The following is a 25,863-nucleotide window of genomic DNA, read 5'->3' as shown; positions in this document are numbered from 1 at the left end:
CCGTGGCGCTATGCGCGTTGTGAACGTGTCGCGCTCGACCAAATCCCTGCTCCAACAATCAGCAACATCGCCAAAATAGCGCTTGCACTCGGGCTTGCGCCCCAAATGATCCAGCTGAGTAAAGTTGAGAACAGTACTGTCAGATAGGCCAAACTCACAACAACCATGGAGCGACCTTTGCGATAAGCGCGTGTCATTGAGAGCTGCGCGAGCGTTGCGGTGATTCCCATGCCTAAAATAACCAACCATCCGCTTAAATCGGGTCGATGCAGGCTTGTCGACTGAAATGCCATTAAAATTCCCGCTCCGAGTGTCGAGACTAGAGAGAAATAAAACACCGTCCGCCATTCAGGCTCACCCGCTTTGCCCAGCTCATTCACGTTTAAGTAGGCTACGCTGGCCAAGAATCCAGAGAGTAGACCTAAAATACCGGGTAACCACTGCGCCGCACTAAATGTCGGTTTTAATAATAAAACGACGCCAACAAACCCAAGTGCAACGCTGCACAGTAATTGCCATTGCGGCCATTTCTTTTGCTGTAGCAGAACTAAAAAGACAAAGAATAAAGGTGAGGTGTAATTAAGTGTCACCGCTGTCGGAAGCGGTAGTTGGCTGATGGCATAAAAATAAAATAACAAGGCGATAAAGCCCGAAATGCTGCGAGATAAATGCAAGCGCAGCATTGCTGGACTTACTTTGAATGATTGCCTGCGCGGTAAAGTCATTAAGCTAATGACGATCAACCCTGCCGCGCAGCGATAAAAGACAAGTTCGGCAGTGCTGAGTGTCTCAGCGCCAATTTTGACAAAAACGCCCATAAAGCCAAAAGACAAACCAGCCAAAATCATCCAGAACGAACCGGAGTTTTTGCAGAAATGAGTTGTTCTTTGTATTATTGACAAGGTATTAGCCTATGGCTTTTGTAAAGCAATGACTTCATTGATATACCCATCATACTCGATTGCATGTCGATTGAATAAAAAAGCGGCCGAAGCCGCTTTGTCTGAAGATGACTAATTGCGTCATCCCTTTGGAATGAAGTCACCCAGTTCGCGACGTAAAAACTGGTGAAAATGCCGCATGCCATCCTCCATCGGGCTTTGGTAAGGCCCCACTTCATTACGCCCTTCGGCGTATAAAATGCTGCGCCCTGCTTCCATTCGATTGATGATTTCAACGTCTTCCACCGCCGTTTCGGCGTACGCGGCCTGTTCGGCGGCGATAAAGTCCGGCTCGAAATAGGCAATATCTTCGGGGTAGTAAAACTCGACGACATTTTTATAGCTGCGCGGCCCAGTTGGGATGATGGTCGAAATCACCAGTGTGTGCGGATACCATTCAACGGTAATGTTCGGGTAGTAAGTGAGCCAAATTGCACCATGCTTTGGCGTTTTGCCTTTGGCATAGCGCTTCACTTGATCGTGCCAGTCTTGGTAAACTTTTGAGCCAGGGCGCGCTAATTCATGGTGTACGCCGACGGTTTGCACCGAATACCACTCGCCAAATTCCCACTTTAATTCATTGCAATCAACAAATTTGCCGAGGCCAGGGTGAAATGGCACAACGTGGTAATCCTCGAGATACACCTCGATAAAGGTTTTCCAGTTGCCTTCGTATTCATCCACCATCACGCTGTGAAAAACATACTTGGAAAAATCGAGGTCTTCACGTACGCCCAGGTTTTTCAAGTCGCGCTCAATGTCGCGTCCAGACTCAAACAATAAACCATTCCAGCTCTGCAATTGAGTTTCAGGTAGGTGTAGGCAAGGTTTATTTGAAAAATGCGGTGCGCCCAGTAATTGGCCGTGTTGGTCATAAGTCCAGCGATGCAAAGGGCAAACGGTGTGCGCCGAGCTGCCACGGCCGTCGAGCATTTTGGCTTGGCGATGTCGACAAATATTAGAGAGTAATTTCACACCTTGATCGGTGTGCTTTAAATAGCGCGCGCCATTACTGGATTCAAGAACATGGTAATCGCCGATTTCGGGCACCATCAGCTCATGACCAATATAACGGGGTCCATTAGAAAACAACTGTGCTAGCTCTTGCTTGAACAGTGCCTCATCAAAATAGGCGGAAACAGGTAGTGATGGGAGTGGTGTTGCTAAGTCCAGCTCGACCGCGGGTTTCACAAGGGTCGGTGCTGTAGCCAGATTGGACATGTCCAATACCTCCTGGGCTAGAAGGTCTTGCCACTTTGTTCGCCAATACAGCCGGCGCCCGATGGGTGGGCAAGCCATTAATGCTAATAAAATATCAAATCGTGCGACTTGATCCGAAAAAGGCGTCAATTCTGCCCGAATTGCCCTGCTCGGGCAAGCAAAAAACCATTTCAAAAGAAATGCTTAGGCGAAAAAATAGCCCGCCGGAGCGGGCTATTGGTCAAGGCCGTAATTAAACGGTCGCTTTATCCGCTTCGGCTTGGTAAGACTCGATTTGGTTGAAGTTTAGGTATTGATAAACTTCTGCTGATTTGCTGTCGAGTACAGCCACATCTGCCATGTATTCCGCAACAGTTGGGATGCGGCCCAAACGTGATGCAATCGCCGCCAATTCAGCCGACGACAAATACACGTTGGTGTTTTTACCCAAGCGATTCGGGAAGTTACGCGTTGAAGTCGACACCACAGTCGCGCCTTCACGAACTTGTGCTTGATTACCCATGCATAATGAGCAACCTGGCATTTCAGTCCGCGCGCCAGCTGCGCCAAACGTACCATAGTAACCTTCGGCAGTTAGTTGCTCAGCATCCATTTTGGTCGGCGGCGCGATCCACAGTTTCGTTGGCAAATCACGCTTACCTTCCAGCAATTTACCTGCTGCGCGGAAGTGACCGATATTGGTCATGCAAGAGCCGATAAACACTTCATCAATCTTGGTGCCAGCCACTTCAGACAAAATTTTCACGTCGTCTGGATCGTTCGGGCAAGCCAAGATTGGCTCTTTCACGTCAGCCAAATCGATTTCGATAATCGCGGCGTATTCTGCATCCGCATCTGGCTCGATCAAACTTGGATTTGCCAACCAGCTTTCCATGCTTGCAACACGGCGCGCCAAAGTCTTCGCATCGCCATAACCGTTGGTGATCATTGATTTCAACAAAACGATATTTGAATTGAGGTATTCAATGATTGGCTCTTTATCCAAACGAACCGAGCAACCTGCTGCCGAGCGCTCTGCTGAGGCATCGGTCAATTCAAATGCTTGTTCAACTTTAAGTGTTGGCAAACCTTCGATTTCAAGGATACGACCAGAGAAAATGTTTTTCTTGCCGGCTTTCGCAACAGTCAACAAGCCTGCCTTGATGGCGTACAAAGGAATCGCATTCACCAAGTCACGCAAAGTGATGCCGGGCTGCAATTCTCCTTTGAAACGCACCAAAATTGATTCAGGCATATCAAGTGGCATCACGCCAGTCGCAGCAGCAAACGCCACCAAGCCAGAACCGGCTGGGAATGAAATGCCGATTGGGAAACGAGTGTGCGAATCGCCACCAGTGCCTACAGTATCCGGCAACAACATGCGGTTCAGCCATGAGTGGATTACGCCATCGCCTGGGCGCAATGAAACGCCGCCGCGATTGCGGATAAATTCTGGCAATGTGTGGTGAGTTTTTACGTCAACTGGTTTTGGATACGCAGCAGTGTGGCAGAACGATTGCATCACCAAATCCGCCGAGAAGCCAAGACAAGCCAAATCTTTCAACTCATCGCGCGTCATTGGGCCTGTTGTATCTTGCGAGCCAACCGAAGTCATTTTTGGTTCGCAGTAAGTGCCTGGGCGAACGCCTTGGCCTTCTGGCAAACCACACGCACGACCAACCATTTTTTGCGCTTGTGTAAAGCCTTTGGTTGATGCGGCTGGATCTTGCGGCAAGCGGAAAATCGTTGAAGCTGGCAAGCCAAGTGCTTCGCGCGCTTTTGACGTCAAACCACGACCAATAATCAAGTTAATCCGGCCGCCGGCGCGTACTTCGTCGAGTAGTACTTCAGTTTTAAGTTCAAACGTTGTAACGACTTGACCGTCTTTTTCGACTTTGCCTTCGTACGGGTAAATCGTGATCACGTCGCCCATATTCAAATTCGTTACATCGAATTCAATTGGTAATGCACCTGCATCTTCCATCGTATTGAAGAAAATAGGAGCAATTTTGCCACCGATGCAATAGCCACCAAAGCGTTTGTTCGGTACGAACGGGATGTCGTCGCCAGTCCACCACAGTACTGAATTGGTCGCTGATTTGCGGCTTGAGCCAGTACCAACCACGTCGCCAACATAGGCGATTGGGTGGCCTTTTGCTTGCAACTCAACAATTTGTTTCATTGGGCCAACTGCGCCCGGCACGTCTGGATTGATGCCTTCGCGTGGGTTTTTCAGCATTGCTAAAGCATGCAATGGAATGTCTGGGCGCGACCAAGCATCGGGTGCCGGCGACAAATCATCGGTATTGGTTTCGCCCGTTACTTTAAATACAGTCACAGTGACTTGTGCCGGCACTTCTGGACGGCTCGTAAACCATTCGGCATCCGCCCAAGATTGCAAGACTGACTTGGCATTCGCATTGCCTGCGTCCGCCAATTCTTTGACGTCGTGGAAATAATCAAACATCAACAAGGTGTTTTTCAGGCCAGCAGCAGCAATCGCGCCCACTTCAGCGTCGCCGAGCAAGTCAATTTGTGGCTTGATATTAAAGCCGCCAAGCATCGTGGCGAGCAACTCAACCGCTTTGGCGCGAGAAATCAAGGCACAGGTATCTGCACCGCTGGCAACAGCAGCTAAAAACGCGGCTTTGACTTTAGCGGCATCATCCACACCCGCTGGAACGCGGTGTGTGATCAGATCGAGCAAAAAGGCTTCTTCGCCTGCGGGTGGGTTTTGCAACAAAGCGATCAAATCAGCGGTTTGTTGTGCAGACAATGGCAGTGGTGCGATGCCTTGCGCGGCGCGCTCAGCAACATGTTGACGGTAGGCTACTAACACGGCGATACCTTTATTAAATTTGAAAGGGGGTAAAACTTGATCAAAAGCAAATCAATACCATTTTACCTGTAGACGCCCCCGCTGTGAACTAAACAGTAGGCGAAATTTGGCGACTACATTCGCTTGAGGCTTGTTACAGGTTACGCAAACACAGCGATGCCGTATCAATAAAGAGTTAATTTTGACTGCGCGCGGTTGTTCAGCGCAAAGGCAAGTAAAGTGCAGAGCGCTCGATTACGCCAAATAGAAGCACTTCCGTTTTTTATTAAATTATTTTAATAAACAATAGGTATATGCTTGTAGCCATTTGTTAATAATGGCCGCAAGCATATACATCACTCAATTAAAGCAAGCGGTTCAATCACCTCACCTTCCAGCTGCACTTGCTCAATATTGCTAAATTGTCGAGAGATTTTTTCGCTCGTGACGCTAACGTCTTGCACGTCTTCGTGTGCTTGGCGGATATGCGTGGCGAGATTTTTCATGCGTTTATCAAAGCGGCCGAATTCTTGCGCCAAACGCCCGAGCGAATCTTTAATAATATGCACTTGCTTACGCGTTTCGACGTCTTTAATTACCGCGCGCGCGGTATTGAGCACCGCCATCAAGGTGGTTGGCGACACAATCCAGACGCGGCGTTTCATCGCGTATTCGACCAGTTCGGGGTGATAACCGTGAATTTCAGCAAACACGGCCTCGGCTGGGATAAACATCACCGCGCCATCGGCAGTGACACTGGCAATGATGTATTTATTGGCAATATCGTCAATGTGTTTTTTAACGTCGGCTTTGAAAAAACGTGTTGCGGTGGCTTTATCCATATCGCCACCAAACATGCGATGGTAGTTTTCGAGTGGAAATTTCGAATCAACTGCAACCGTACCCGTTGGCTCAGGTAACTTGAGCAAGCAATCCACGCGCACGCCACCGGGTAAGGTCGCTTGTAGCTCGTACACTTGCGCAGGCAAGACATTACTCACTAAATGCTCCAGTTGAACCTCACCAAATGCGCCGCGACTCCGTTTGTCGCCAAGCAATTCTTGCAAGCTCACGACATTGGTCGTCAAACCATCAATTTTCTTTTGTGCTTCATCAATCGTTGCTAGGCGCGCCATCACGTTGGCAAAAGTTTCATTGGTTTTCTTAAAACCTTCATCCAGTCGCTCGGTGACTTTGCCGGAAATTTCACCGAGACGCGCATCGGTTGCTTTGGTCAATTCACCCACACTCGTTGTTAGCGCGAGCGATGATTGTTGCAACGCCGCTTGCAATTGCTCCATTTCACGCTTGGATTGCTCAGCGAGCATGGTTGAAAGTTTGAGCAGCATATCTTCGCGCAGCGCGTCTTGCTTGCCTTGCAAAACCCCCGAAATATCGCCCAATTGCTTGAGCATTTGCTCGCGTGACTCGCCCAAACTAGCGACCAAAGTCAGGCGTAGTGTCGATAAAGCTTCGCTCTGGATGGTTTGCAGACGAGAAATTGTTTCGCGACTTTCTTTCATTTCATTGCCGACACTGAGGCGTAGACGCTCAAAAGATTCGCTCATGCTGTCGCGCAGCCGATCACTAGAACGATTGACCGCTTCATTGAGCAGGCTGCCGTGCTGCACTAAGCCCTGCTGCATCGCTTCGGTTTGTTTGCTCATACCCTGATGCAGGTCGTTGAGCATTTCTCGGTGCTTGGATTCTAAGTCTTGCGTTAGTGTCTCAAGCACTTCGCGCTGTGAATTTGCAAGGTTGTGCAGGCGGCTCACCACTAAAACACCTGCCAGCAAAACCACGAGTGTCGTCACTCCAAACAGCATTTCTAGCATCATGTAACCAATAGAAACCTAAGAAAAATATCGATTGTAGGCTAAGGCGCGCGATGCGACTATAATTTGCGCTATGCGAAAAAAAACACTCTATGGTTTCTTGTTATTGAGCGGCGTAATGTCGGCAATGCCAACCGCAATCGCGGCGACACCAAATCAAGATTTGGCCGTGATTACGCGGGAGGTGAATGATTGGCTGAGTGCTGCGCTCAGCAATAGTCCGGGCGCAGTGGCGTTTGAAGCGCGGCCAATTGATTCTCGCTTGAAGCTGGATGGCTGCAAGCAGCGAGAAATCAGTACGCCCTCCGGTTATCGTTTAGTGGGTAACACCATGCTACGCGTCAAATGTATTGAGGGTGCGAGTTGGAGCTTTAACCTCCCAGTCAAAATTAGCATTATGGTTAATTATGCTATTGCTGCGCGCCCGTTAGCGGCGAATCAAGAATTGAGCACTGGCGACATAGCAATGCAGCAAGGTGATTTGGGCACCCTGCCCGGCTCGGTCATTTTGGATCCGAATGCCGTACTGGGGCGCGCATTGAATAGTCCCGTTGCTGCGGGTCAGGCACTACGACAAGAACAATTACGTGCAGCAATGGTGATTACACAAAATCAAAAAGTGAAAATTATTTTCCGTCAAGATGGACTTGAAATCACTAACGAGGGTATTGCCATGAGTAGCGCTGCGGAAGGTCAGCCGGTGCGTATACGTCTTGATAAAGGTAAAATTATCACGGGCATCGCGCAGCAAGGCGGAATCGTTGAGATGAGTCAGTAGTGGCTTTTGCCGATTGCCACAAAACCCTGACAATTTTCGGCCTAGGCGTTAGAATCGGATGTTTGATATTTGCTGCTTTAAGTGGCCACGATAGCTAAATGCATGTACTTCGCGGCACGCCGCACACCCCACTTCCTCGCTCAGCATTAACGATTGGCAATTTTGATGGCCTGCATCGCGGCCACATTGCCATGCTAGATCGGCTTAAAGCCGAGGCAAAAGCGCGCCAACTAGTCACCGCTGTAATGACTTTTGAGCCGCACCCGCGTGAATTGTTTACGCCTGATTCCGCCCCTGCGCGTTTAACCAGTCTGCGCGAGAAAATCGAGTTATTGCGTGAGGCCGAAATTGATTATTTGATTGTGCAGCGTTTTAACCGTGAATTTGCCAGTATCAACGCCCTCACCTTTCGCGATGAAATTGTTGCCCGCAGGCTGAATGCTGAATTTGTTTTGGTCGGCGATGATTTTCAGTTCGGTGCCAAACGCAGCGGTGATTTTAACTTGCTGGCCCAATCAACTGACTTTAGCGCCTGTAGTTTGCCGACGCTAAAACACGATAACGAACGCGTATCATCCACCGCAGTGCGTTTGGCGCTACAAAGCGGCAATATGGCGCACGCCGCCGCGCTACTGGATCGACCGTATTCCATTGCAGGGCGCGTAGTGGGTGGTGAGCGCTTAGGGCGTGAATTTGGTTTTCCAACGGCCAATATTCAACTCAAACATAATACGCCGCCGCTATTTGGGATTTTCGTCGTTGAAGTTCAAGGTTTAGAGCGCACCTATCAAGGTGTGGCCAGTCTAGGATTCCGACCGACAATTCATGGCGGCGATGCAAAACCAAAATTAGAAGTGCATCTATTTGATTTTAACCGCGATATTTATCGCGCGCATTTACGCGTTAATTTTCTAGCTAAATTACGCGACGAAGAGAAATACCCCGATTTTGATACCTTGATCGCGCAGATTCAAAAAGACTGCGATCAGGCTCGCGCTTGGTTTGCTGCGCGCTAACCCATTAAATAATTGAGCACATAGAGATAACAATGAGTGATAAACCCGCTAACAAATACCCAGTCAATTTATTGGATACGCCATTCCCAATGCGTGGCGATTTAGCCAAACGCGAGCCTGGATTTTTAAAGCAATGGCAAGACGCCAAAATTTATCAGCAGCTTCGCCAAGTCGCCAAAGAACAAAATCGCCCTAAATTCATCTTGCATGACGGCCCACCGTACGCCAATGGCGATATCCATATCGGCCACGCGATGAATAAAGTACTCAAAGACATCATCTTAAAATCAAAATCACTCAGCGGTTTTGACACGCCCTACGTGCCGGGCTGGGATTGTCACGGCATGCCGATTGAGCATCAAATCGAAAAACTGGTGAAATCGGATAAAGAAGCGATCAAAGCCAATCCAGCAATTCATGCGCGGATTGTGGATTACCGCAAAGCCAATGATCTAGATGAAAAGGCGATCCATTTGCCAAGCTCATTCATCCGCGAATTGTGCCGCGAATATGCTGCAATCCAAATTGAGCGCCAAAAGGTCGACTTTATTCGCTTAGGCGTTTTGGCTGACTGGGAAAACCCATACCTCACGATGAACTTCAAAACTGAAGCCGACATCGTGCGCACGATGGGCAAAATCCATCACAACGGTTATTTGGTGAAAGGCCAAAAGCCAGTACATTGGTGCGTGGACTGTGGCTCGGCGCTGGCTGAAGCTGAAGTTGAGTACGAAGACAAAGTGTCTGCGGCGATTGATGTGGGCTTCCAAGTTGTTGATTCTGCCGCTTTATCCAAAGCCTTTGGTGGTGTGAACCTCGGCGACCAAGGCGCATTTGCCGTGATTTGGACGACTACCCCGTGGACTTTGCCAGCCAATCAGGCCGTTTCAGTGCATCCAGAATTTACTTACGACTTGATCGCAACCGAAAAGGGTTTGTTGATTTTGGTTCGTGAATTGGCCGAAGCTGCGCTCAAACGCTACGACATCGACGCCAATGAAGTGATCGCGCAAGCCAAAGGCGCTGCGCTCAATGGCTTAATGCTGCAACATCCGTTCAATGATCGCCAAGTGCCGATTATCTGCAGCGAGCACGTCACTGCTGAAGCCGGCACGGGCTTGGTGCACACCGCACCCGCGCATGGCTTGGAAGATTACCAAGTTGGTCTGAAATACAAACTGCCAGTGGATAATCCGGTCGCCAATGATGGCCGTTACATCTCAACGACCGAGTTTTTTGCAGGCGAAACCGTGTGGAAAGCCAATCCAAAAGTGGTTGCGCTGCTCGAAGAGCGCGGTGCTTTGCTGGCGAACAAAAAACTCGAACACAGCTATCCGCATTGCTGGCGTCATAAAACCCCGCTAATTTTCCGTGCAACCACGCAATGGTTTATCGGCATGGATAAAGAAGTCGGCGGTGAGACGCTGCGCGACAAAGCCAATCGCGCTGTGGATGCGACGGAGTTCTTCCCTGCTTGGGGTCGTGCGCGCCTAGAAGCGATGATCAAAAATAGCCCAGACTGGTGCGTATCACGTCAACGCACTTGGGGCGTGCCGATGACTTTCTTTATCCATAAAGAAACGGCCGAACTACACCCACGCTCGACTGAATTGCTGGAACAAGTTGCCAAACTGATTGAAGTGGAAGGCATCGAAGCTTGGTTTAAACTCGACGCGACTGAACTATTGGGTGACGACGCGGCGCATTACGAAAAACTCAAAGACACCATCGACGTGTGGTTTGATTCGGGGTCAACACACTTTGCGGTGATCAAACAGCGCGAAGAACTTCAGCATGGCGATGATAGCCGCCCTGCTGCTGACTTGTATCTGGAAGGCTCGGATCAGCATCGCGGCTGGTTCCAATCATCGCTAAAAACCGCTTGCGCTACAGTCGGTCGCGCGCCGTACAAGCAATTGCTGACGCATGGTTTTGTGGTCGATGGCAAAGGCATGAAAATGTCGAAATCCAAAGGCAATGTGGTTGCGCCGCAATCGGTGATCAACCAAATGGGCGCGGATATGTTGCGCCTATGGACAGCAAGCACCGATTATTCGGGCGAAGTATCGATTTCTGATGAAATTTTGAAACGCACCACCGATTCATATCGCCGCGTACGCAATACGCTACGTTTCTTACTGGCGAATTTATCTGATTTTAGCGCGGCAGATGTGTTGCCAGTCGATGAGTTACTGACGTTAGATCGCTACGCCTTGGTCGAATTGGCGGCATTTCAAAGCAATTTGACGGCGTGCTACGCGAAATATGAATTTCATTTGGGCGTGCAAGAAATTCATCGTTATTGTGCGGATGAATTGGGCGCATTCTACTTAGACATCATCAAAGATCGTCTGTATACGATGCCAGCCCAATCTGTTGGCCGTCGCTCAGCACAAACCACCCTATGGTATATCACCCAAGCTTTGGTGCGCTTATTGTCACCCATATTGTCGTTCACCGCACATGAAGCGTGGGAAGCACTTAAAAATGACGGCAATGTGTTTGTTGATCAATGGCTGGATATTCCGACGATCAACGATGCAGAGGCACTGCAAACGGCATTTTCGCTGGTGCGCGAAGCTCGCGCCAACGCACAAAAAGACATCGAGTTACAACGAGCAGCAGGCGCTTTGGGTTCTAGTTTGCAAGCTGAAATCACCATTACGGCGCAAGGCGAAGCCCATCAAGCACTGGCGTCTTTGGGAGACGAACTCAAGTTCATTATGATTACGTCGCAAGCCTTGTTGCTTGAAGGTGAAACTGCAATTGCAGTTGCAGCATCCGACGCAGAAAAGTGCGAGCGTTGCTGGCATTACCACCCGAGTGTCGGCACGATTGCGGCGCATCCGGGGCTGTGTGTGCGCTGCGATTGCAATTTGCATGGCGCGGGAGAGGCTCGTCAACATGCCTAAGCGTTTCGTGCAATTTATGCTGCTGGCTTTGGCGGTGCTGATTTTAGATCAAGCGACCAAGCATGGGATTGAGGCGTTTTTTCAATACGCCGAAGTAAAAACAATCATCCCAGGCTTTTTTGATCTGACTTTGCGCTACAACCCCGGCGCAGCATTTTCATTTTTGGCTGATGCAGGTGGCTGGCAACGTTATTTCTTTACGGGCTTGGCCTTAGTCGTGTCGGTCGTACTGGTGTTTTTGATTAAAAAACATCATGCAGAAACGCGTTATGCGATTGCGCTGTCTTTAATTTTGGGCGGCGCGCTAGGTAATGCAATTGATCGCATGGTATTTGGTCACGTGATTGATTTTCTATTGTTTCATTGGAACCATCGCTGGTATTACCCAGCATTTAATATTGCTGATTCAGCCATCTGCATTGGTGCAGTCTTGATGGTGATTGATAGTTTGAAGAAACCGGAGCTTATTTCGCAATGAATAAACCGATGAATATTATTTTGGCGCAGCCGCGTGGTTTTTGCGCTGGGGTTGATCGCGCAATTGCGATAGTTGAAAAGGCGCTCGCAAAATACGGTGCGCCGATTTATGTACGCCACGAAGTCGTACACAATAAATTTGTTATTGAAGATCTCAAACTCAAAGGCGCAATTTTCATCGAAGATCTCTGCGATGTGCCGACTGGCAATACGCTAATTTTCTCTGCACATGGCGTGTCGCAAGCGGTGCGTGCTGAAGCTGCGGAACGTGGCCTGAATATTTTTGATGCGACTTGCCCGCTCGTCACCAAAGTTCACCTTGAAGTGAAGCGTTTGCGCGAGCAAGGTTTTGAAATCGTCATGATTGGCCACAAAGGCCACCCAGAAGTCGAAGGCACGATGGGTCAGGCGCAAGCGGGCATGTATTTGGTTGAAGAGCCGCAAGATGTCGCTACTTTGAACGTGACCGACAATAGTAAATTGGCCTACGTCACACAAACCACACTCTCGGTGGATGATGCACAAGTGGTGATTGAAGCACTACGCGCGCGTTTTCCTGAGATTGTTGGGCCGAAAAAAGATGATATTTGCTACGCAACGCAAAATCGCCAAGATGCAGTCAAACAATTGGCCAAAGACATTGATATTCTGGTGGTGGTCGGTTCACCTAATAGTTCAAATTCTAATCGCTTGCGTGAGGTCGGCGCAGGCCTTGGGATTGATGCTTATATGGTTGACAATGAAACCGAACTTAATCCTGACTGGTTTGCCAGCAAGGGCAAAGTGGGAATTACAGCCGGTGCATCCGCTCCCGATGTGCTGGTACAGCAAGTGATTGCGAAAATCCAAGAGTTTGGTGCCAATTCAGTTACAGCAATGGATGGGATTGAAGAAAATGTGATTTTTTCTTTGCCAAAAGGCTTGCTGTCTTAAGCTGGTGATCCATTAACAAAGCGCCACGTTCATCGTGGCGTTTTTTATTGATAAACTGCAATCACACGCAATCTGCCTCCTATAATGATTTTATTCTAGCTGCTCAAGACCCGCCATGACCAAGTTGACCAACCCAACCGAAATTGCCCGAGAAACGCTTAAGCAGCTTGCTGTGCGTCGGATTTTGCCGTCCCCAGATCATTATGAAGCGATTTACCATGAAATTGCACAAACCTCGGACATTGATCGGGTTCACCCTGGGCTCAAAGAATTAGTCGATGCGTTGGGCAATTTACCGCAACAGTCCAGCGTTTTAACTCGGCAGATTGAGCAAATTCGCCATGCAATTATCGAAGAAAAATGGGCGGAAATTCCAGAGCAAATTTTTCGTGTCGTCAACAGTCAAGGTGGTCAGGCTGAGTTAAGCAAAAGCTGGGCGGATTTGATTCGAGACTTGATTTTGCAATGGGATTTACGCAATCCAAGCTACACGCCCAGTCGAAAAAAGGATGCATTGGATCGGGTTTTAATCAATTTCAAGCAAGACAGCAGCATCCTCAATGAAAAGCTGAATGGCCTAGTGACCGCATGGGCTGAAACTGGAATAGCGCCAATAGTCGGCAGTGAAATCGGCGTGTCAGAGGCCGAGTTTACGGCAATGAATGGTGGGGATAGTGCCACTACAAATACAGAAGATGTGAATTGGCGCGAATGGCGCGATGCATTTGCTCAGGCTCTGGAGTTCGGTTTGTCGGCTAGGCTCTTGCATAATCCAGATTTACAAGCGGAAACCAATGCCGTCGCGCAAGAAGCCAAAGTCGTAGAAAGTGCTGCTGGCATGGATAAATGGCTGCCGCGGTTGCGAAAATTTTGGCTCAAGCTAGAGTTGGAAAACGATAATGAGCTACGCCTATGCGATGGCTTAATGGGTTTGCTGCGTTTGTTGACTGACAATATGGCGGCGATTGTGGTTGATGATGAATGGGTGCGTGGGCAAATTGCCGTGGTGCAGCACATCATGGCGCAGCCGCTGGATATGCGGGTGATTTACGATGCTGAAGTGGGTTTAAAAGAGGTGCTGTTTAAACAAAGCCAAGTGAAGCACAGCTTGGTTGAAGCGCAAGCGGTCTTGAAGAACATGCTAACCTCGTTTATCGACCGTCTGGGTGTCATGTCGGAAAGTACCGATAAGTATCATGACAAAATCAGCACTTATGCCGAGAAAATTGATTCGGCCAATGATTTAACTAGCATTCGGCACATCATGGAAGATCTGCTGCATGATACGCGAAGCATGCAAACCGATGTGCTGCGCTCCAGAGATGATTTACGTGATGCAAGAAAGCAGGCGGATGAAGCACACCGACGTGTTACAGAACTGGAGGCTGAACTCAGTCAACTGAGCGATAAAGTGCGCGCCGATCAGTTAACTGGTGCATTAAATCGACGTGGGCTTGAAGAGGCCTATGAGATTGAGACGGCGCGAGCGATGCGATCTTCCTCACCACTGGCCGTTGCCTTGTTAGATATTGATAATTTTAAGAAATTAAACGACACCCAAGGCCACGCAGTAGGAGATTCAGCGTTGGTGCACTTAGTCAAAGTGGTAAAAGACCTAGTTCGGCCAACCGATACCGTTGCTCGCTATGGCGGAGAAGAGTTTGTGGTGCTTATGCCGGAAACTGATCTTGAAGGGGCTATTCAGGTGATGCAGCGCGTTCAGCGCGAGCTGACCAAGCGCTTCTTTTTGCACAATAATGAAAAAATGCTCATTACATTCAGTGCTGGTGTCACGCTCTATCGAGTTGGCGAGAGCCGAGACGATACGATACAGCGCGCCGATCAAGCGATGTACCATGCAAAAAAATCGGGAAAAAACCGCGTAGAAACACTCGACTAACAAGTGTATTGCCACCTGAGGCTTATATAATATGATTCAGGTGGCAATACTGCTATTGAAATAACTCTTCTTTACTCGCTACTGCTGTGCCTAATTTTGCCACCACAATACCTGCAGCGCGATTAGACCAATCCATCGCCTCAGGTAAATCTAGGCCCGCAGCCAGCATCAATCCTAGCGTTGCAATTACTGTATCTCCAGCGCCTGAAACATCAAATACTTCATGCGCTTGAGTTGGCTTATGCACGACTTGGCCTTCGCGAAATAGCGTCATTCCTTCTTCGCTGCGCGTAACTAGTAAGGCATCCAATTCAAACTGATTGCGTAGTCGATTTGCTTTATCGATGAGCTCAGCTTCGCTTTCCCATTTGCCAGCAACTTGGCGGAATTCACTGCGGTTTGGTGTTAGTAGTGTTGCACCACGATAAGGCTCGTAATCATCTCCTTTCGGGTCGACTAAAACAGATTTCCCCATTGCTCGCGCGGCCGCAATCATTTGTTGAACGTGTGCCAAGCTACCTTTGCCATAATCTGACAAAATAACCACATCGCAGCCACTAAGCGAGGCTTTGAAATCATCTAATTTTGTAGCCAAAACATCATGACTTGGTTTGTTCTCAAAATCGATCCGCAATAGTTGTTGCTGCCTTGCAAGAACACGCAATTTTACTGTGGTCGAAATTTCCGCATCGCGGTGCAATACAGTCTCAATGCCTTGTGCAATCAGTAGGCGTTCAAGGCTGGCGCCCGCTTCATCGTCCCCGATTACCGACAGCAATTTAACTTGGCCGCCTAATGCTGCGATATTTCGCGCCACATTGGCAGCACCACCGGCGCGCTCATCGGTTTTGGTGATTCGTGCAACAGGCACAGGCGCTTCTGGCGAAATGCGCTCAACATCGCCAAACCAGTAGCGATCTAGCATCACATCGCCGACAACCAGTACTTTGGCGGCTTTAATTTTCTGAATAAGTGCCTGCATTTATAAAGCCAGCTCCGCATTGATGTTTTGTAATGTCAGTACGGGGTCGCTGCTTTGCGTGATTGGGCGGCCAATCACCAAATAATCCGAACCTGCGAGCATGGCCGCTTTGGGCGTCATAATGCGGGTTTGATCATTACTATCGCTGCCTTGCGGACGAATGCCAGGCGTAATCAGTTTAAAGTCTGCACCGCAGACTTGTTTTAAGTGCTGCGCTTCTTGTGCCGAGCACACAACGCCATCAAGGCCGCACGATTGGGTGAGGCGAGCTAGTTTATCCACTTGTTCAGCAGGTGCTGGCAATCCCATTTCAGCGAGCTCATCAGCACCCATGCTAGTTAAGACCGTGACCGCAATTAATAAAGGCCGCTGTGGTAACCCTTCCAAAGCGTCGCGTGTGGTTTCAAGCATCTTTCTACCGCCCGATGCATGCACATTAACCATCCAAACGCCAAGACTGGCCGCAACTTTGCAGGCTTGTGCAACGGTATGGGGAATGTCATGAAATTTCAGGTCTAAAAATACATCAAATCCACGCGCGACCAGTTGCTCAACTAGCGCGGGACCGCTTGCGGTAAACAATTCTTTACCTACTTTGAGGCGGCATAAGCTAGGGCTGACGGTATCGGCAAAAGCCAGTGCTGCTGCTGCCGAGGCAAAATCTAAAGCAACGACAACGCGTGGGTTGGGATTCATAGTGATTTCCTGAAAACAAATTAATTTTTTAAACTGAGGCGCGGCTTTTTCCGCGCACTGGCGCATAGGTTTCCCATTGATTGCAGCCTGGGCAGTGCCAAAAGAATTGCCGAGTTTTAAAGCCACATTCGCTGCAGTAATACATGCTGTACGTGCGAGTATTGTCATGCAGAAGCTTGCTGATAATCTCTAGCTCAACTTTTTGTTCATCTGGCGCGATTAAAAGGTGTGCTTCTATCAGCTTTCTAAGGCCAGGCATGTTTGGATGTTCGCGCAATCGCTCTCGAACGAATTCATACGCCGCATCGATACCTGATGTTGCCAGCAATTGCTCATAAATTAAATCAACGACATCTAGCTCAGGGTGCTGCTGCACATAGCGAATCAATAAGGTAATACCATCGGGCAATTGATTTTTTGCTGAGTAAGCATTCAAGATGTGGCGAGCTGCCAATGCTAAATAATGCACGTCTTGCGCAGGCATTTTTAGCCAGTGCTCAATCGCAAAATCCATTTCACCTTTTGAAAAGGCAATTTCACCCAGCATTAAACGCGCCCTTGCGCTTTGCCGATGCTCTTTTAAGGCAAGATTAAGTTCTTCAATGGCTTTGTCGGTATTGTTGCGAATTAAGCTTTCTGCCGCAAGTTCACAATAAAACTGTGCGATCTCATGCTGAAAGCTATGGCTTTCATCGCGTAATAATTCAGCGGTGGCAATGGCTTTTTGCCATTCATGCTCTTGTTGATAAATAGCCAGCAGCTCTTTTCGAGCTAAGCGTGCTGATTCAGTATTTGCAAGATCGTGCAGTATTTTTTCAGCACGATCAAATAGACCTGCCTTAATAAAATCAATGGCTAAATCGAGCTGTGTTTGCTGACGCTGCACATCGCTAAGTTCTCGGCGAGCAAGAATTTTTTGATGCATTCGAATGGCGCGCTCTAATTCGCCGCGGCGGCGAAATAATTGGCCTAATGTGGCTTGCAACTCGATGGTTTCAGAGTGATTTTTGGCGATATCGACATAAATATCGACGGCTTTATTCATCTCGCCAGCCAGTAAATGATTAACTGCTTTAAAGTAGGCAACGGGCAGCGAGTGACTTTCTGCGATAACGTGCTTGATATCAACCCGCGCAGCTAACCAGCCAATGCCGAAAAATACTGGGAGGATGGCAAGCCACCAAAATTGAATTTCTATCATAAGGGAGCTTTAAAAATTAGAGTGCATCGCGCGGAGGCTGTAATACCTCGGCATTTGAATTACTTGCCGTGGCGACTTGGCGTTTTTCTTTGCGTAACACAAGCAGCTCGCGGCGGAGACGAATGACTTGCCCCAAACTCGCCAACAATCCGATTGCAGCGCCCAAAACAAAAAATACCAATAAAATCAAAGCCAGTGGCGCATTCCACGCGTAGCCTAAATAGAAATTTAAAGTAACTGGATTTGCATTGTGCATTGCAAAACCAAATAACATGACAAAAGCGATAAATTTAATCAGCCAAAACAAATAACGCATCATTAACCCTCTATTTTTGTAATATTGTAGCGCAAATAATCGTTGGTTCGGGTTTAAGTCTGCAATAAAAAAGGCGACACTCTTAGAGTGTCGCCTTTTAATTTGTTAAAGAGTTTGATGCTTATGCGTCTAAATCAACGCGCTCGCGCAACTCTTTGCCGGCCTTGAAATGGGGAACAAACTTTTCCGGCACAGACACTTTCGTGCCTGATTTCGGATTGCGCCCCGTCCGTGGCGGACGATAGTTCAAGTCAAAGCTGCCAAATCCACGAATTTCGATACGTTGGCCTTGCGAAAGGCTACGCGCCATCGCATCAAGTATCGTTTTTACGGCTAACTCTGCGTCTTTTGCTACTAACTGCGGATAACGAGCAGCAAGTTTCGCGATGAGTTCTGATTTGGTCATTCTAACAAATACCTTTACTCAGCAGAGCCTGACAATTTAGCTTTCAACAACGCGCCAAGACTTGTCATACCAGCGTTGTCATCAGTTGCTGAAATTTTGCTCATTACTTCGCTTTGTTCTGCTTGGTCTTTTGCTTTGATCGACAAGTTGATCGAACGGTTTTTGCGGTCAACGTTAATGATGACAGCTTCAACTTCGTCGCCTTCTTTCAGAACAGTGCGGATGTCTTCAACACGGTCACGTGAAACTTCAGTCGAACGCAAGTAGCCTTCTACATCATCCGACAAAGCGATTGTTGCGCCCTTAGCGTCGAGTGACTTAACAGTGCCCTTAACGATCGCGCCTTTGTCTGACGTAGAAACGTAGTTGTTAAATGGATCACCTTCCATTTGTTTGATGCCGAGGCTGATGCGCTCTTTTTCAACGTCAATAGAAAGAACCATTGCTTCAACTTCATCGCCTTTCTTGAAGTTGCGAACCGCTTCTTCACCAGCAACGTGCCAAGACAAGTCAGACAAGTGAACCAGACCGTCGATACCGCCAGCCAAGCCAACAAACACACCGAAGTCAGTGATCGATTTGATCGCGCCCTTCAGTTTGTCGCCTTTCTTGAAGTTTTCTGCAAAATCATCCCATGGATTAGCCATGCATTGTTTCATGCCAAGGCTGATACGACGTTTGTCTTCGTCGATATCCAAGATCATCACTTCAACTTCATCACCTAAAGAAACTACTTTAGATGGGTGAACGTTCTTGTTAGTCCAATCCATTTCAGAAACGTGAACCAGACCTTCAATGCCTTGTTCGATTTCAACGAATGAACCGTAGTCAGTCAAGTTCGTTACTTTACCGAACATGCGAGTGCCCGATGGATAACGACGTGATAGACCCACCCATGGATCTTCGCCCAATTGTTTCAAGCCAAGAGATACACGGTTTTTGTCTTGATCGAATTTAAGAACTTTAGCTTCAAGCTCATCACCCACTGCCAATACTTCAGATGGGTGTTTAACACGGCGCCATGCCAAGTCAGTAATGTGGAGCAAGCCATCAATACCGCCAAGATCAACGAACGCGCCGTAGTCAGTGATATTTTTAACGATACCCTTAACAATCGAACCTTCTTTCAAGGTTTCTAGCAATTTCTGACGTTCTTCACCCAATGAGTCTTCAAGGACTGCACGGCGTGAAACAACGACGTTATTGCGTTTACGATCAAGTTTAATAACTTTAAACTCAACCATTTTACCTTCGTACGGTGTTGTATCTTTAACTGGACGAATGTCAACCAATGAACCTGGCAAGAAAGCGCGCAAGCCGTTGACCATAACAGTCAAACCGCCTTTTACTTTGCCAGAAATAACGCCAGACATGATCTCGCCGCGTTCGAGGCAGTCTTCCAACTCGATCCAAGACGCGAGGCGCTTGGCCTTTTCGCGAGAAAGCTTAGTTTCGCCGTAGCCATTTTCAAGGCTATCGATCGCAACAGGTACGAAATCACCGATCTTAACGTCGATTTCACCGTTGTCGTTTTTAAACTCTTCCAACGGGATCAGCGATTCAGACTTCAAACCGGCATTTACGGTTACGAAGTTGTTGTCGATACCAACCACTTCTGCAGTAATTACTTCACCCGAACGCATTTCTTGACGGGTTAAGCTTTCCTCAAAAAGGGCGGCAAAGCTTTCCATAGTATCAATAGTCATTTATTGGAAAATTCCATTAGCCAATACGGGATGTATCAGCAGGTTAGTTAATCAAAATCAAGCACAGGGCGCGCTTGATAATTCAACCCTGGCTCAAGAGTCAAACCCGAAAGCCAAAATCGAATCTGGTGATTATACGGAAATGTTCTTGCTCTATCAAGTGCTTAGCGCATTTTTTACGCCCTAGATTGCCACCATGCCAATACTTGAGCAATCGCCTCATTCGCCGTCAAACTAGAGGTCTCAAGCAATAAAGCATCTGCCGCCTGCTCAAGCGGCGCAACGGTACGGGCGCGATCTCGCTCGTCACGCGCAAGCAGGTCTGCCGTAATTGCCGCCAAGTCAGCAAGCTCACCCCGTGCGATCAGCTGTTTAAATCGTCGCTCAGCGCGAATTTCAGCACTAGCCGTCAAAAAAACCTTCAATTGCGCACTTGGAAATACGACTGAGGCCATATCTCGCCCATCGGCCACCAAGCCTTGTTCGCCCACAAAGGCGCGCTGTCTTTGCAATAAAGCAGCACGAACTTGCGGCAGCGCCGCCACTTGCGATGCACCTGAGCCGATTTCTTCTGCGCGGATCGCCAAAGTAACGTCATCGCCAGACAAATAAATTTGTTCACCAATAAACTCAACATCAAGTGCTGCAGCAATCACTGCAACTTCAACCTCATTATCCCAAGCAATATTTTTCAACTGCGCCGCCAACGCAGTTAGCCGATACAAAGCGCCCGAATCAAGATAGGCAAAGCCCAACTCACGCGCCACGCCCTGCGCTACAGTTCCTTTGCCCGACGCCGAAGGGCCGTCAATTGCAATGACTAATTCCTGACTCATACTCACTCCATCATCAAAAAAGCCAGCGAACACTCGCTGGCTTTTGAATTATACGAAATCACACAAACTTAAGTCGATGCCAATATACGCTCAATTTCCAGCAATTCTTCAGCAGAGAAATCCAATTTCGCAATTGCACCGACGTTTTCTTCCAGTTGCGCCACGCGGCTTGCGCCAATAATCACCGACGTTACCGTCAACAAAGCCCAAGCCAGCGCCATTTGCGCCAAGGTTTGTCCTCGCCGCTGCGCCACCACATTAAGTTGCCGAATATGCGATAACTGCAGCTCAACGGCCGCAGAACTCAAAAAGTGATTGTCCGTCGCTGCCGCGCGTGAATCCTGCGGAATCCCATCCAGATATCGACTCGTTAACAAGCCTTGCTCCAGAGGGCAAAAAGCAATACTACCCATGCCGGTTTCACGCAAAACATCGGTCAAACCGCGCTCAATCTCTCTGGAGAACATTGAATATTTGGGTTGATGAATCAAGCATGGCGTACCCAGCTCTTTTAGAATTTTCGCAGCCTCAGCGGTTTGCTCTGGGCTGTACGATGAAATTCCAACATAAAGCGCTTTACCTTGGCGAACGATTGCATCGAGCGCACCCATGGTTTCTGCCATTGGCGTTTCTGGATCTGGGCGGTGCGAGTAGAAAATGTCGACGTAATCCAAACCCATGCGCTGCAAACTTTGATCCAAACTCGCCATCAAATACTTGCGGCTACCCCATTCGCCATACGGCCCTGGCCACATTTCCCAGCCGGCTTTCGTACTCACAATCATTTCATCGCGATACGGTCGCAAATCTTGCTTTAGAACTTTACCAAATGTTTCTTCAGCCGCACCCGGACGGGGGCCGTAGTTGTTGGCTAAATCAAAATGCGTAATACCCAAATCAAACGCGCGCAGCAACATTGCGCGGCTATTGTCGTAAGGCTTGTTGTCGCCAAAGTTATGCCATAAACCCAAGGAAATAGCGGGCAATTTCAGGCCGCTATTTCCACAGCGGCGATACGGCATTGCATCGTAACGATTTTCTGCGGCAAGATAACTCACAATGATCCTTTTTTCGGCTTACCCCACTCAATTCGAGCCTGGCTTGCGCGTTGAATGTACTGCGTAAGGGCGACGCCATCGCCCGACTCGACCAACTCAATCAACTGCGTCATTTGCGTCACATTCGACCTGAGATCCTGCAAAATCGCTTCGCGATTGGCTAGCGCAATATCGCGCCACATATCGGGATGCGAGCCAGCAATTCGCGTGAAATCGCGAAAACCACTGGCCGCAAAATCCAAGCACTGCTCCGCATTGTAACGATCTAAAACTGAATTCATATAGGCGAAAGACAGTAGATGCGGCGTATGGCTCACTGCAGAAAAAATACCATCGTGCTGTGCCGCATCCATTTCATAGACAATCGCGCCACAGGCTTGCCATAGTTCGCGCACGCGCTCAACAGCAGGAGCAGCGCCCTCTGCTAGCGGCGTCAGCACAACGCGGCGACCTTCATATAGGCCAAATTGCGCAGCCGATGCGCCCGACAAATCCGAGCCCGCAATCGGATGTCCTGGTACACAGGTCGACAATTGCTGCGGTAAATATTCACGAAACAGCGCGCAAACATCCTGCTTGGTCGAGCCGCCATCAGTAACGATGCAATTAGCCGACAAATTGGGCCCTATTTGTTGCATTAATTTGCCCATCTGCCCAACGGGCGTACCGAGCAAAACCAAATCCGCGCCGATTACCGCCTGCGCAGCATCCGTTGATGCTTCGTCAATGACACCCAACTCAACGGCGCGCTCTAGGTTTTCTAAGCTACGCCCCACACCAGCGACGCGCTTCACTAAGCGCGCGCGTTTTAATGCCAAGGCAAACGAACCGGAAATCAAGCCCGTACCTAATAACACCAATCGTTCAACAGACTGCATTTATTTGCCCGCCAAAATCAAATTCTTCGACCCAGCGCAGGGGCAATCACCGCCAGAGCCGTCATTAATTGTTGAAGTTGCGCCAAATCCAAAGCTTGATCGCCACCATGTGGCGCCTCGGCTGGATTCGGATGAATGTCCAACATTAGGCCATCGGCACCCGCCGCAATCGCCGCTTGCGCCAGTGCTGGCACCATCCACACTTTTGCGCCATTGCTTGCATCGACAAAAACCGGCAAATGCGTTTCGCGTTTTAGGAATGGGATCGTTGCAATATCCAAACCATTTTTTGTGGCTTGTTCGCACAAAATAATATGATGATTGCCGCCAGCCGCAATCGTTTCTGCCGCCAACAGCCACTCACTGAGACTCGCCGCCAGGCCACGACGCAAGATGACAGGCTTATTGATTCGCCCCAACTCTCGCAATAAAGCGCGATTTTGCATGCTGCGCGCGCCCAAGATCAAAGCGTCAACATCATTTGCTAGCGAGGTTTCCAGTACTGAAAAATCATTTAGCTCGGCAGCAAAAGGCAGCGCATGACTCCGCGCTGCGGCGCGTAATTCAATGAGTTTTTCAGCTTCAAATCCATTGAATTCATAAGGGTTTTGATTGAGTGATTCAGAACCCGCCCACAGCAAACGGCAAGCTGCAGCTTGAACCATGCTCGTTACCGAATTGACTGGCAATGCCGCATCCAAACTACGCACACCAGCAAACACCTGAATTTGCTCGCCACCAATCAGAGCGCCGCGAATTTTAAAGCTCGTTCCTACTGGGTGCGTATCGCGGGAGACCATTTTGTATTGTTTGGTAACGCGAGAAACGCGCTCAACGCCAGGCAAACGCTCGAACCTTGCACTGCTTAAGCGATCTTCGTCGCCAATCGCGCCGATAATGACCAATTCGGCACCGCGCGAAACATGCTCTTTTAAGCCCGCGGCGCGAATTTGCTCGATCACTGCCGCGACTTGCGCCTCTTCAGCATTGAGCTGCATGACTATCATCATAAGCTTACCTCATGGGTATATGAATGCAGGCTTTTATAGTTAATGCCTGCATTCACATACATCTAGTTTTTTACACCACGCCAAGCAATCAACAAGCCCAGCAAAGCCATGCCAGACGACAGCAAGAAAATCGTCGTGCCGCCCAGCGAGCGCCAAGCTAATCCTGCCAATATACCACCCAGACTACCACCCAAGCCAAATGTAACAGCGATATACAGCGCCTGCCCTTTGGCTTGGTGGCAGCCCGAAAAGTAGCGATGGATATAGCTCATCGCAACGGCATGATTGCTACCAAAGGTAAATGCATGGCCGATTTGCGCCACGACCAACAAGACAATCGACTGAGCACCCACGGCAATCAGCCCAAAGCGAGCCACCGCAATAATCAGCCCAAACAAAAACAGGCCGCGCAAGGTAAAACGCTGACTTAAATGCGGCATCCAACTAAAAACAAGAATTTCGGCGAGTACGCCAATCGACCAAAGCCAGCCAATTACACTCTGGCTGATACCCTGTTCGGCGACAAAAATCGAGTAAAAACTGTAATAAGCGCCATGCGCCAAAGCCATAAAAAAGCAGGCTAGCAGCAAAGAACGGACTTCACTTTGCTGGAGGATGCTCCGAAACGGTAGCTGGGCAACATCTTCAGTCGTCGCAAGGGGTGCATTGGGTACTTGCCATGCATACAAGGCCAGACTCGCCATCACTGCGATGACCGCCCATGGCAATGTGCCAATCCCAAAGCCTTCAATGGCATAACCCACCAGCAAGGTCGCCACCATAAAGCCAATTGAACCCCAGCGGCGTAAGCGCGCATACGCGCCGCCATCGCCCTTCAACAAGCTCATCGTCGTGGCCTCAACCAAAGGCAGCGCGGCACTCCAGAAGAAACTGCCCAACAAAACGGCAATAAAGAGCGGCCAGAATGATTTGGCCAGTAGTAGCGGCAAGAAAAAAGCAAATCCACAAACACCTGCTAAGCGCAAAATGGTTTGGCGTTTTCCTGTGCGATCGGCGAGATAGCCCCACAAACTGGGTGCATAGATTCGATTAATTTGCGTGAGTGAAGTCAGAATGCCGATTTGCCAGGCGGGAAAGGCAAGGTGGCTTAAATAAAGCCCCCAGTAGGGCGAGAAAATGCCGTTAAAGGCAAAGTAGGCGAAATAGAATCCGGCAATTGCCAGTAAGGGCTTGGATTTGAACACGTATCAATATGGGTAGGTATATGGTGCTATTGATTTAAATGCAAGGACTGGATAGCAATACCTAGCGACTATAGGCGTTGCAATTCGCGCAACAATATCTGATTCAGTCCTGCAGGCGCTTTAAACGCCCTCTTTAAATTGCTCGGCGGCAACGCGTAAATAATAAAACATCGACCAAATCGTTAATACCGCAGCGATATACATAGCCGCCGTACCGATCAAATGTGTGGAAACGCCAGGGATAATCGGCTCAGCCCAAACCAAGAGGAAAATTGCGACCATTTGCGCCGTTGTTTTGAGCTTACCAATCAAGCTCACCGCCACACTCTTAGACTTGCCCAGTTGCGCCATCCATTCACGTAGCGCTGAAATGGTAATTTCGCGGCCAATAATCACCACAGCCAACCAACTCGCGGTGCGATCGAGTTCCACCAGCAAAATGAGCGCCGCAGCGACCATCAGCTTATCGGCTACAGGATCAAGAAAAGCGCCAAATTGTGAAGTTTGGTTCCAGCGGCGCGCCAAAAAGCCATCAAACCAGTCGGTCACTGCTGCCAATAAAAACAGACCTGCGCCGACCATATTCTGCCAAGCCAAAGGATATTCGGCTTGCGGCAAAGAAAACACGCCGACAAACACCGGAATCAGCGCAACGCGCAACCAAGTCAATAAAATAGGTAAATTAAATGGCATTGAGGCACTTATAAGTGGATAAGCAAAAGTTTGGCCTAAGGCCACCCAGTCTTGAATCGTTGTCTC

22 protein-coding genes are annotated in these 25,863 nt (G+C 48.8%); 6 read left to right on the top strand and 16 right to left on the bottom strand.

The window, feature by feature from the left end:
- Positions 1–8: 8 nt before the first annotated feature.
- The 4 genes from Q320_RS0100855 to Q320_RS0100835 all read right to left on the bottom strand — a co-directional run bounded on the left by Q320_RS0100855 (position 9) and on the right by Q320_RS0100835 (position 6,785).
- Positions 9–902, bottom strand: a complete 894-nt coding sequence (locus Q320_RS0100855; RefSeq protein ID WP_245590944.1) for a DMT family transporter — start codon at positions 900–902, stop codon at positions 9–11.
- A gap of 120 nt (positions 903–1,022) precedes the next feature.
- Complete coding sequence (locus tag Q320_RS0100850; RefSeq protein ID WP_027467424.1) at positions 1,023–2,162, bottom strand: aromatic ring-hydroxylating oxygenase subunit alpha; 1,140 nt, start codon at positions 2,160–2,162, stop codon at positions 1,023–1,025.
- A 232-nt stretch (positions 2,163–2,394) separates the two neighbouring features.
- Complete coding sequence (gene acnB, locus Q320_RS0100840; protein WP_027467423.1) at positions 2,395–4,980, bottom strand: bifunctional aconitate hydratase 2/2-methylisocitrate dehydratase; 2,586 nt, start codon at positions 4,978–4,980, stop codon at positions 2,395–2,397.
- A 335-nt stretch (positions 4,981–5,315) separates the two neighbouring features.
- Positions 5,316–6,785 carry a DNA recombination protein RmuC gene (locus Q320_RS0100835; protein ID WP_245590943.1) on the bottom strand — a complete coding sequence of 490 codons (1,470 nt, stop codon included), beginning with the start codon at positions 6,783–6,785 and terminating at the stop codon, positions 5,316–5,318.
- 82 nt (positions 6,786–6,867) lie between these two features.
- On the opposite strand from Q320_RS0100835, the gene flgA reads away from it, so the two are divergent.
- The 6 genes from flgA (at position 6,868) to Q320_RS0100805 (ending at position 14,810) form a co-directional block, all read left to right on the top strand.
- Positions 6,868–7,572 carry a flagellar basal body P-ring formation chaperone FlgA gene (flgA, locus tag Q320_RS17900; RefSeq protein WP_051534351.1) on the top strand — a complete coding sequence of 235 codons (705 nt, stop codon included), beginning with the start codon at positions 6,868–6,870 and terminating at the stop codon, positions 7,570–7,572.
- 98 nt (positions 7,573–7,670) lie between these two features.
- Complete coding sequence (locus Q320_RS0100825; RefSeq protein WP_027467421.1) at positions 7,671–8,588, top strand: bifunctional riboflavin kinase/FAD synthetase; 918 nt, start codon at positions 7,671–7,673, stop codon at positions 8,586–8,588.
- 32 nt (positions 8,589–8,620) lie between these two features.
- Positions 8,621–11,500: an isoleucine--tRNA ligase gene (ileS, locus tag Q320_RS0100820; protein ID WP_027467420.1), complete on the top strand. Its 2,880-nt coding sequence runs from the start codon at positions 8,621–8,623 to the stop codon at positions 11,498–11,500.
- On the top strand, positions 11,493–11,978 hold the full coding sequence (gene lspA, locus Q320_RS0100815) for a signal peptidase II (RefSeq protein WP_027467419.1): 486 nt from the start codon (positions 11,493–11,495) through the stop codon (positions 11,976–11,978). The genes ileS and lspA overlap by 8 nt, the downstream gene beginning before the upstream one ends.
- Positions 11,975–12,910: a 4-hydroxy-3-methylbut-2-enyl diphosphate reductase gene (gene ispH / locus Q320_RS0100810; protein ID WP_035851597.1), complete on the top strand. Its 936-nt coding sequence runs from the start codon at positions 11,975–11,977 to the stop codon at positions 12,908–12,910. Before lspA ends, ispH begins: the two co-directional genes overlap by 4 nt.
- Positions 12,911–13,025: 115 nt before the next feature.
- Positions 13,026–14,810 (top strand): GGDEF domain-containing protein, encoded by a 1,785-nt coding sequence (locus Q320_RS0100805; RefSeq protein ID WP_027467417.1) that lies wholly within the window; start codon positions 13,026–13,028, stop codon positions 14,808–14,810.
- Between the two features lie 52 nt (positions 14,811–14,862).
- Here the strand turns inward: Q320_RS0100805 and rfaE1 are convergent, their stop codons facing one another.
- From rfaE1 to pgsA, 12 genes are all read right to left on the bottom strand, one after another.
- Entirely contained in the window at positions 14,863–15,792 is a 930-nt protein-coding gene (gene rfaE1, locus Q320_RS17895) for a D-glycero-beta-D-manno-heptose-7-phosphate kinase (protein WP_051534350.1), read from the bottom strand.
- Complete coding sequence (gene pyrF, locus Q320_RS0100795; RefSeq protein ID WP_027467416.1) at positions 15,793–16,488, bottom strand: orotidine-5'-phosphate decarboxylase; 696 nt, start codon at positions 16,486–16,488, stop codon at positions 15,793–15,795.
- A 28-nt stretch (positions 16,489–16,516) separates the two neighbouring features.
- A complete protein-coding gene (gene lapB, locus Q320_RS0100790; protein WP_084282232.1) occupies positions 16,517–17,689 on the bottom strand; it encodes a lipopolysaccharide assembly protein LapB in 1,173 nt (390 codons plus the stop codon).
- 16 nt (positions 17,690–17,705) lie between these two features.
- Positions 17,706–18,008 carry a LapA family protein gene (locus tag Q320_RS0100785; RefSeq protein ID WP_245590942.1) on the bottom strand — a complete coding sequence of 101 codons (303 nt, stop codon included), beginning with the start codon at positions 18,006–18,008 and terminating at the stop codon, positions 17,706–17,708.
- Positions 18,009–18,126: 118 nt separating this feature from the next.
- Positions 18,127–18,411: an integration host factor subunit beta gene (locus Q320_RS0100780; RefSeq protein ID WP_027467413.1), complete on the bottom strand. Its 285-nt coding sequence runs from the start codon at positions 18,409–18,411 to the stop codon at positions 18,127–18,129.
- Positions 18,412–18,425: 14 nt separating this feature from the next.
- The gene (rpsA, locus tag Q320_RS0100775) at positions 18,426–20,117 is read right to left on the bottom strand and encodes a 30S ribosomal protein S1 (protein ID WP_027467412.1); all 1,692 of its coding nucleotides are present in this window, start codon (positions 20,115–20,117) and stop codon (positions 18,426–18,428) included.
- Positions 20,118–20,293: 176 nt separating this feature from the next.
- Entirely contained in the window at positions 20,294–20,953 is a 660-nt protein-coding gene (cmk, locus tag Q320_RS0100770) for a (d)CMP kinase (protein ID WP_027467411.1), read from the bottom strand.
- 68 nt (positions 20,954–21,021) lie between these two features.
- On the bottom strand, positions 21,022–22,011 hold the full coding sequence (gene mgrA, locus Q320_RS0100765; RefSeq protein ID WP_027467410.1) for an L-glyceraldehyde 3-phosphate reductase: 990 nt from the start codon (positions 22,009–22,011) through the stop codon (positions 21,022–21,024).
- Positions 22,008–22,889: a prephenate dehydrogenase gene (locus tag Q320_RS0100760; protein WP_027467409.1), complete on the bottom strand. Its 882-nt coding sequence runs from the start codon at positions 22,887–22,889 to the stop codon at positions 22,008–22,010. Before Q320_RS0100760 ends, mgrA begins: the two co-directional genes overlap by 4 nt.
- 17 nt (positions 22,890–22,906) lie before the next feature.
- Positions 22,907–23,899 carry a 3-deoxy-7-phosphoheptulonate synthase gene (locus tag Q320_RS0100755; RefSeq protein ID WP_027467408.1) on the bottom strand — a complete coding sequence of 331 codons (993 nt, stop codon included), beginning with the start codon at positions 23,897–23,899 and terminating at the stop codon, positions 22,907–22,909.
- A 62-nt stretch (positions 23,900–23,961) separates the two neighbouring features.
- Complete coding sequence (locus Q320_RS0100750; protein WP_027467407.1) at positions 23,962–25,104, bottom strand: MFS transporter; 1,143 nt, start codon at positions 25,102–25,104, stop codon at positions 23,962–23,964.
- Between the two features lie 120 nt (positions 25,105–25,224).
- A complete protein-coding gene (pgsA, locus tag Q320_RS17890) occupies positions 25,225–25,797 on the bottom strand; it encodes a CDP-diacylglycerol--glycerol-3-phosphate 3-phosphatidyltransferase (RefSeq protein ID WP_035851590.1) in 573 nt (190 codons plus the stop codon).
- Positions 25,798–25,863: the final 66 nt, after the last annotated feature.

The organism is Deefgea rivuli DSM 18356, from assembly GCF_000620145.1.
GTDB classification, from domain to species: Bacteria; Pseudomonadota; Gammaproteobacteria; order Burkholderiales; family Chitinibacteraceae; genus Deefgea; species Deefgea rivuli.
Note: the sequence above shows the minus strand (reverse complement) of the source record. Positions and strands in the feature narration are given on the sequence as shown.

What these genes read in the sequence shown, in the direction of transcription:
- Q320_RS0100850 (WP_027467424.1), bottom strand. Translation starts at nt 2,162, where the DNA reads ATGTCCAATCTGGCTACAGCACCGACCCTTGTGAAACCCGCGGTCGAG.
- Q320_RS0100835 (WP_245590943.1), bottom strand. Translation starts at nt 6,785, where the DNA reads ATGCTGTTTGGAGTGACGACACTCGTGGTTTTGCTGGCAGGTGTTTTA.
- flgA (WP_051534351.1), top strand. Translation starts at nt 6,868, where the DNA reads ATGCGAAAAAAAACACTCTATGGTTTCTTGTTATTGAGCGGCGTAATG.
- Q320_RS0100825 (WP_027467421.1), top strand. Translation starts at nt 7,671, where the DNA reads ATGCATGTACTTCGCGGCACGCCGCACACCCCACTTCCTCGCTCAGCA.
- ileS (WP_027467420.1), top strand. Translation starts at nt 8,621, where the DNA reads ATGAGTGATAAACCCGCTAACAAATACCCAGTCAATTTATTGGATACG.
- lspA (WP_027467419.1), top strand. Translation starts at nt 11,493, where the DNA reads ATGCCTAAGCGTTTCGTGCAATTTATGCTGCTGGCTTTGGCGGTGCTG.
- ispH (WP_035851597.1), top strand. Translation starts at nt 11,975, where the DNA reads ATGAATAAACCGATGAATATTATTTTGGCGCAGCCGCGTGGTTTTTGC.
- Q320_RS0100805 (WP_027467417.1), top strand. Translation starts at nt 13,026, where the DNA reads ATGACCAAGTTGACCAACCCAACCGAAATTGCCCGAGAAACGCTTAAG.
- rfaE1 (WP_051534350.1), bottom strand. Translation starts at nt 15,792, where the DNA reads ATGCAGGCACTTATTCAGAAAATTAAAGCCGCCAAAGTACTGGTTGTC.
- pyrF (WP_027467416.1), bottom strand. Translation starts at nt 16,488, where the DNA reads ATGAATCCCAACCCACGCGTTGTCGTTGCTTTAGATTTTGCCTCGGCA.
- lapB (WP_084282232.1), bottom strand. Translation starts at nt 17,689, where the DNA reads ATGATAGAAATTCAATTTTGGTGGCTTGCCATCCTCCCAGTATTTTTC.
- Q320_RS0100785 (WP_245590942.1), bottom strand. Translation starts at nt 18,008, where the DNA reads ATGATGCGTTATTTGTTTTGGCTGATTAAATTTATCGCTTTTGTCATG.
- Q320_RS0100780 (WP_027467413.1), bottom strand. Translation starts at nt 18,411, where the DNA reads ATGACCAAATCAGAACTCATCGCGAAACTTGCTGCTCGTTATCCGCAG.
- rpsA (WP_027467412.1), bottom strand. Translation starts at nt 20,117, where the DNA reads ATGACTATTGATACTATGGAAAGCTTTGCCGCCCTTTTTGAGGAAAGC.
- cmk (WP_027467411.1), bottom strand. Translation starts at nt 20,953, where the DNA reads ATGAGTCAGGAATTAGTCATTGCAATTGACGGCCCTTCGGCGTCGGGC.
- Q320_RS0100760 (WP_027467409.1), bottom strand. Translation starts at nt 22,889, where the DNA reads ATGCAGTCTGTTGAACGATTGGTGTTATTAGGTACGGGCTTGATTTCC.
- Q320_RS0100755 (WP_027467408.1), bottom strand. Translation starts at nt 23,899, where the DNA reads ATGATGATAGTCATGCAGCTCAATGCTGAAGAGGCGCAAGTCGCGGCA.
- pgsA (WP_035851590.1), bottom strand. Translation starts at nt 25,797, where the DNA reads ATGCCATTTAATTTACCTATTTTATTGACTTGGTTGCGCGTTGCGCTG.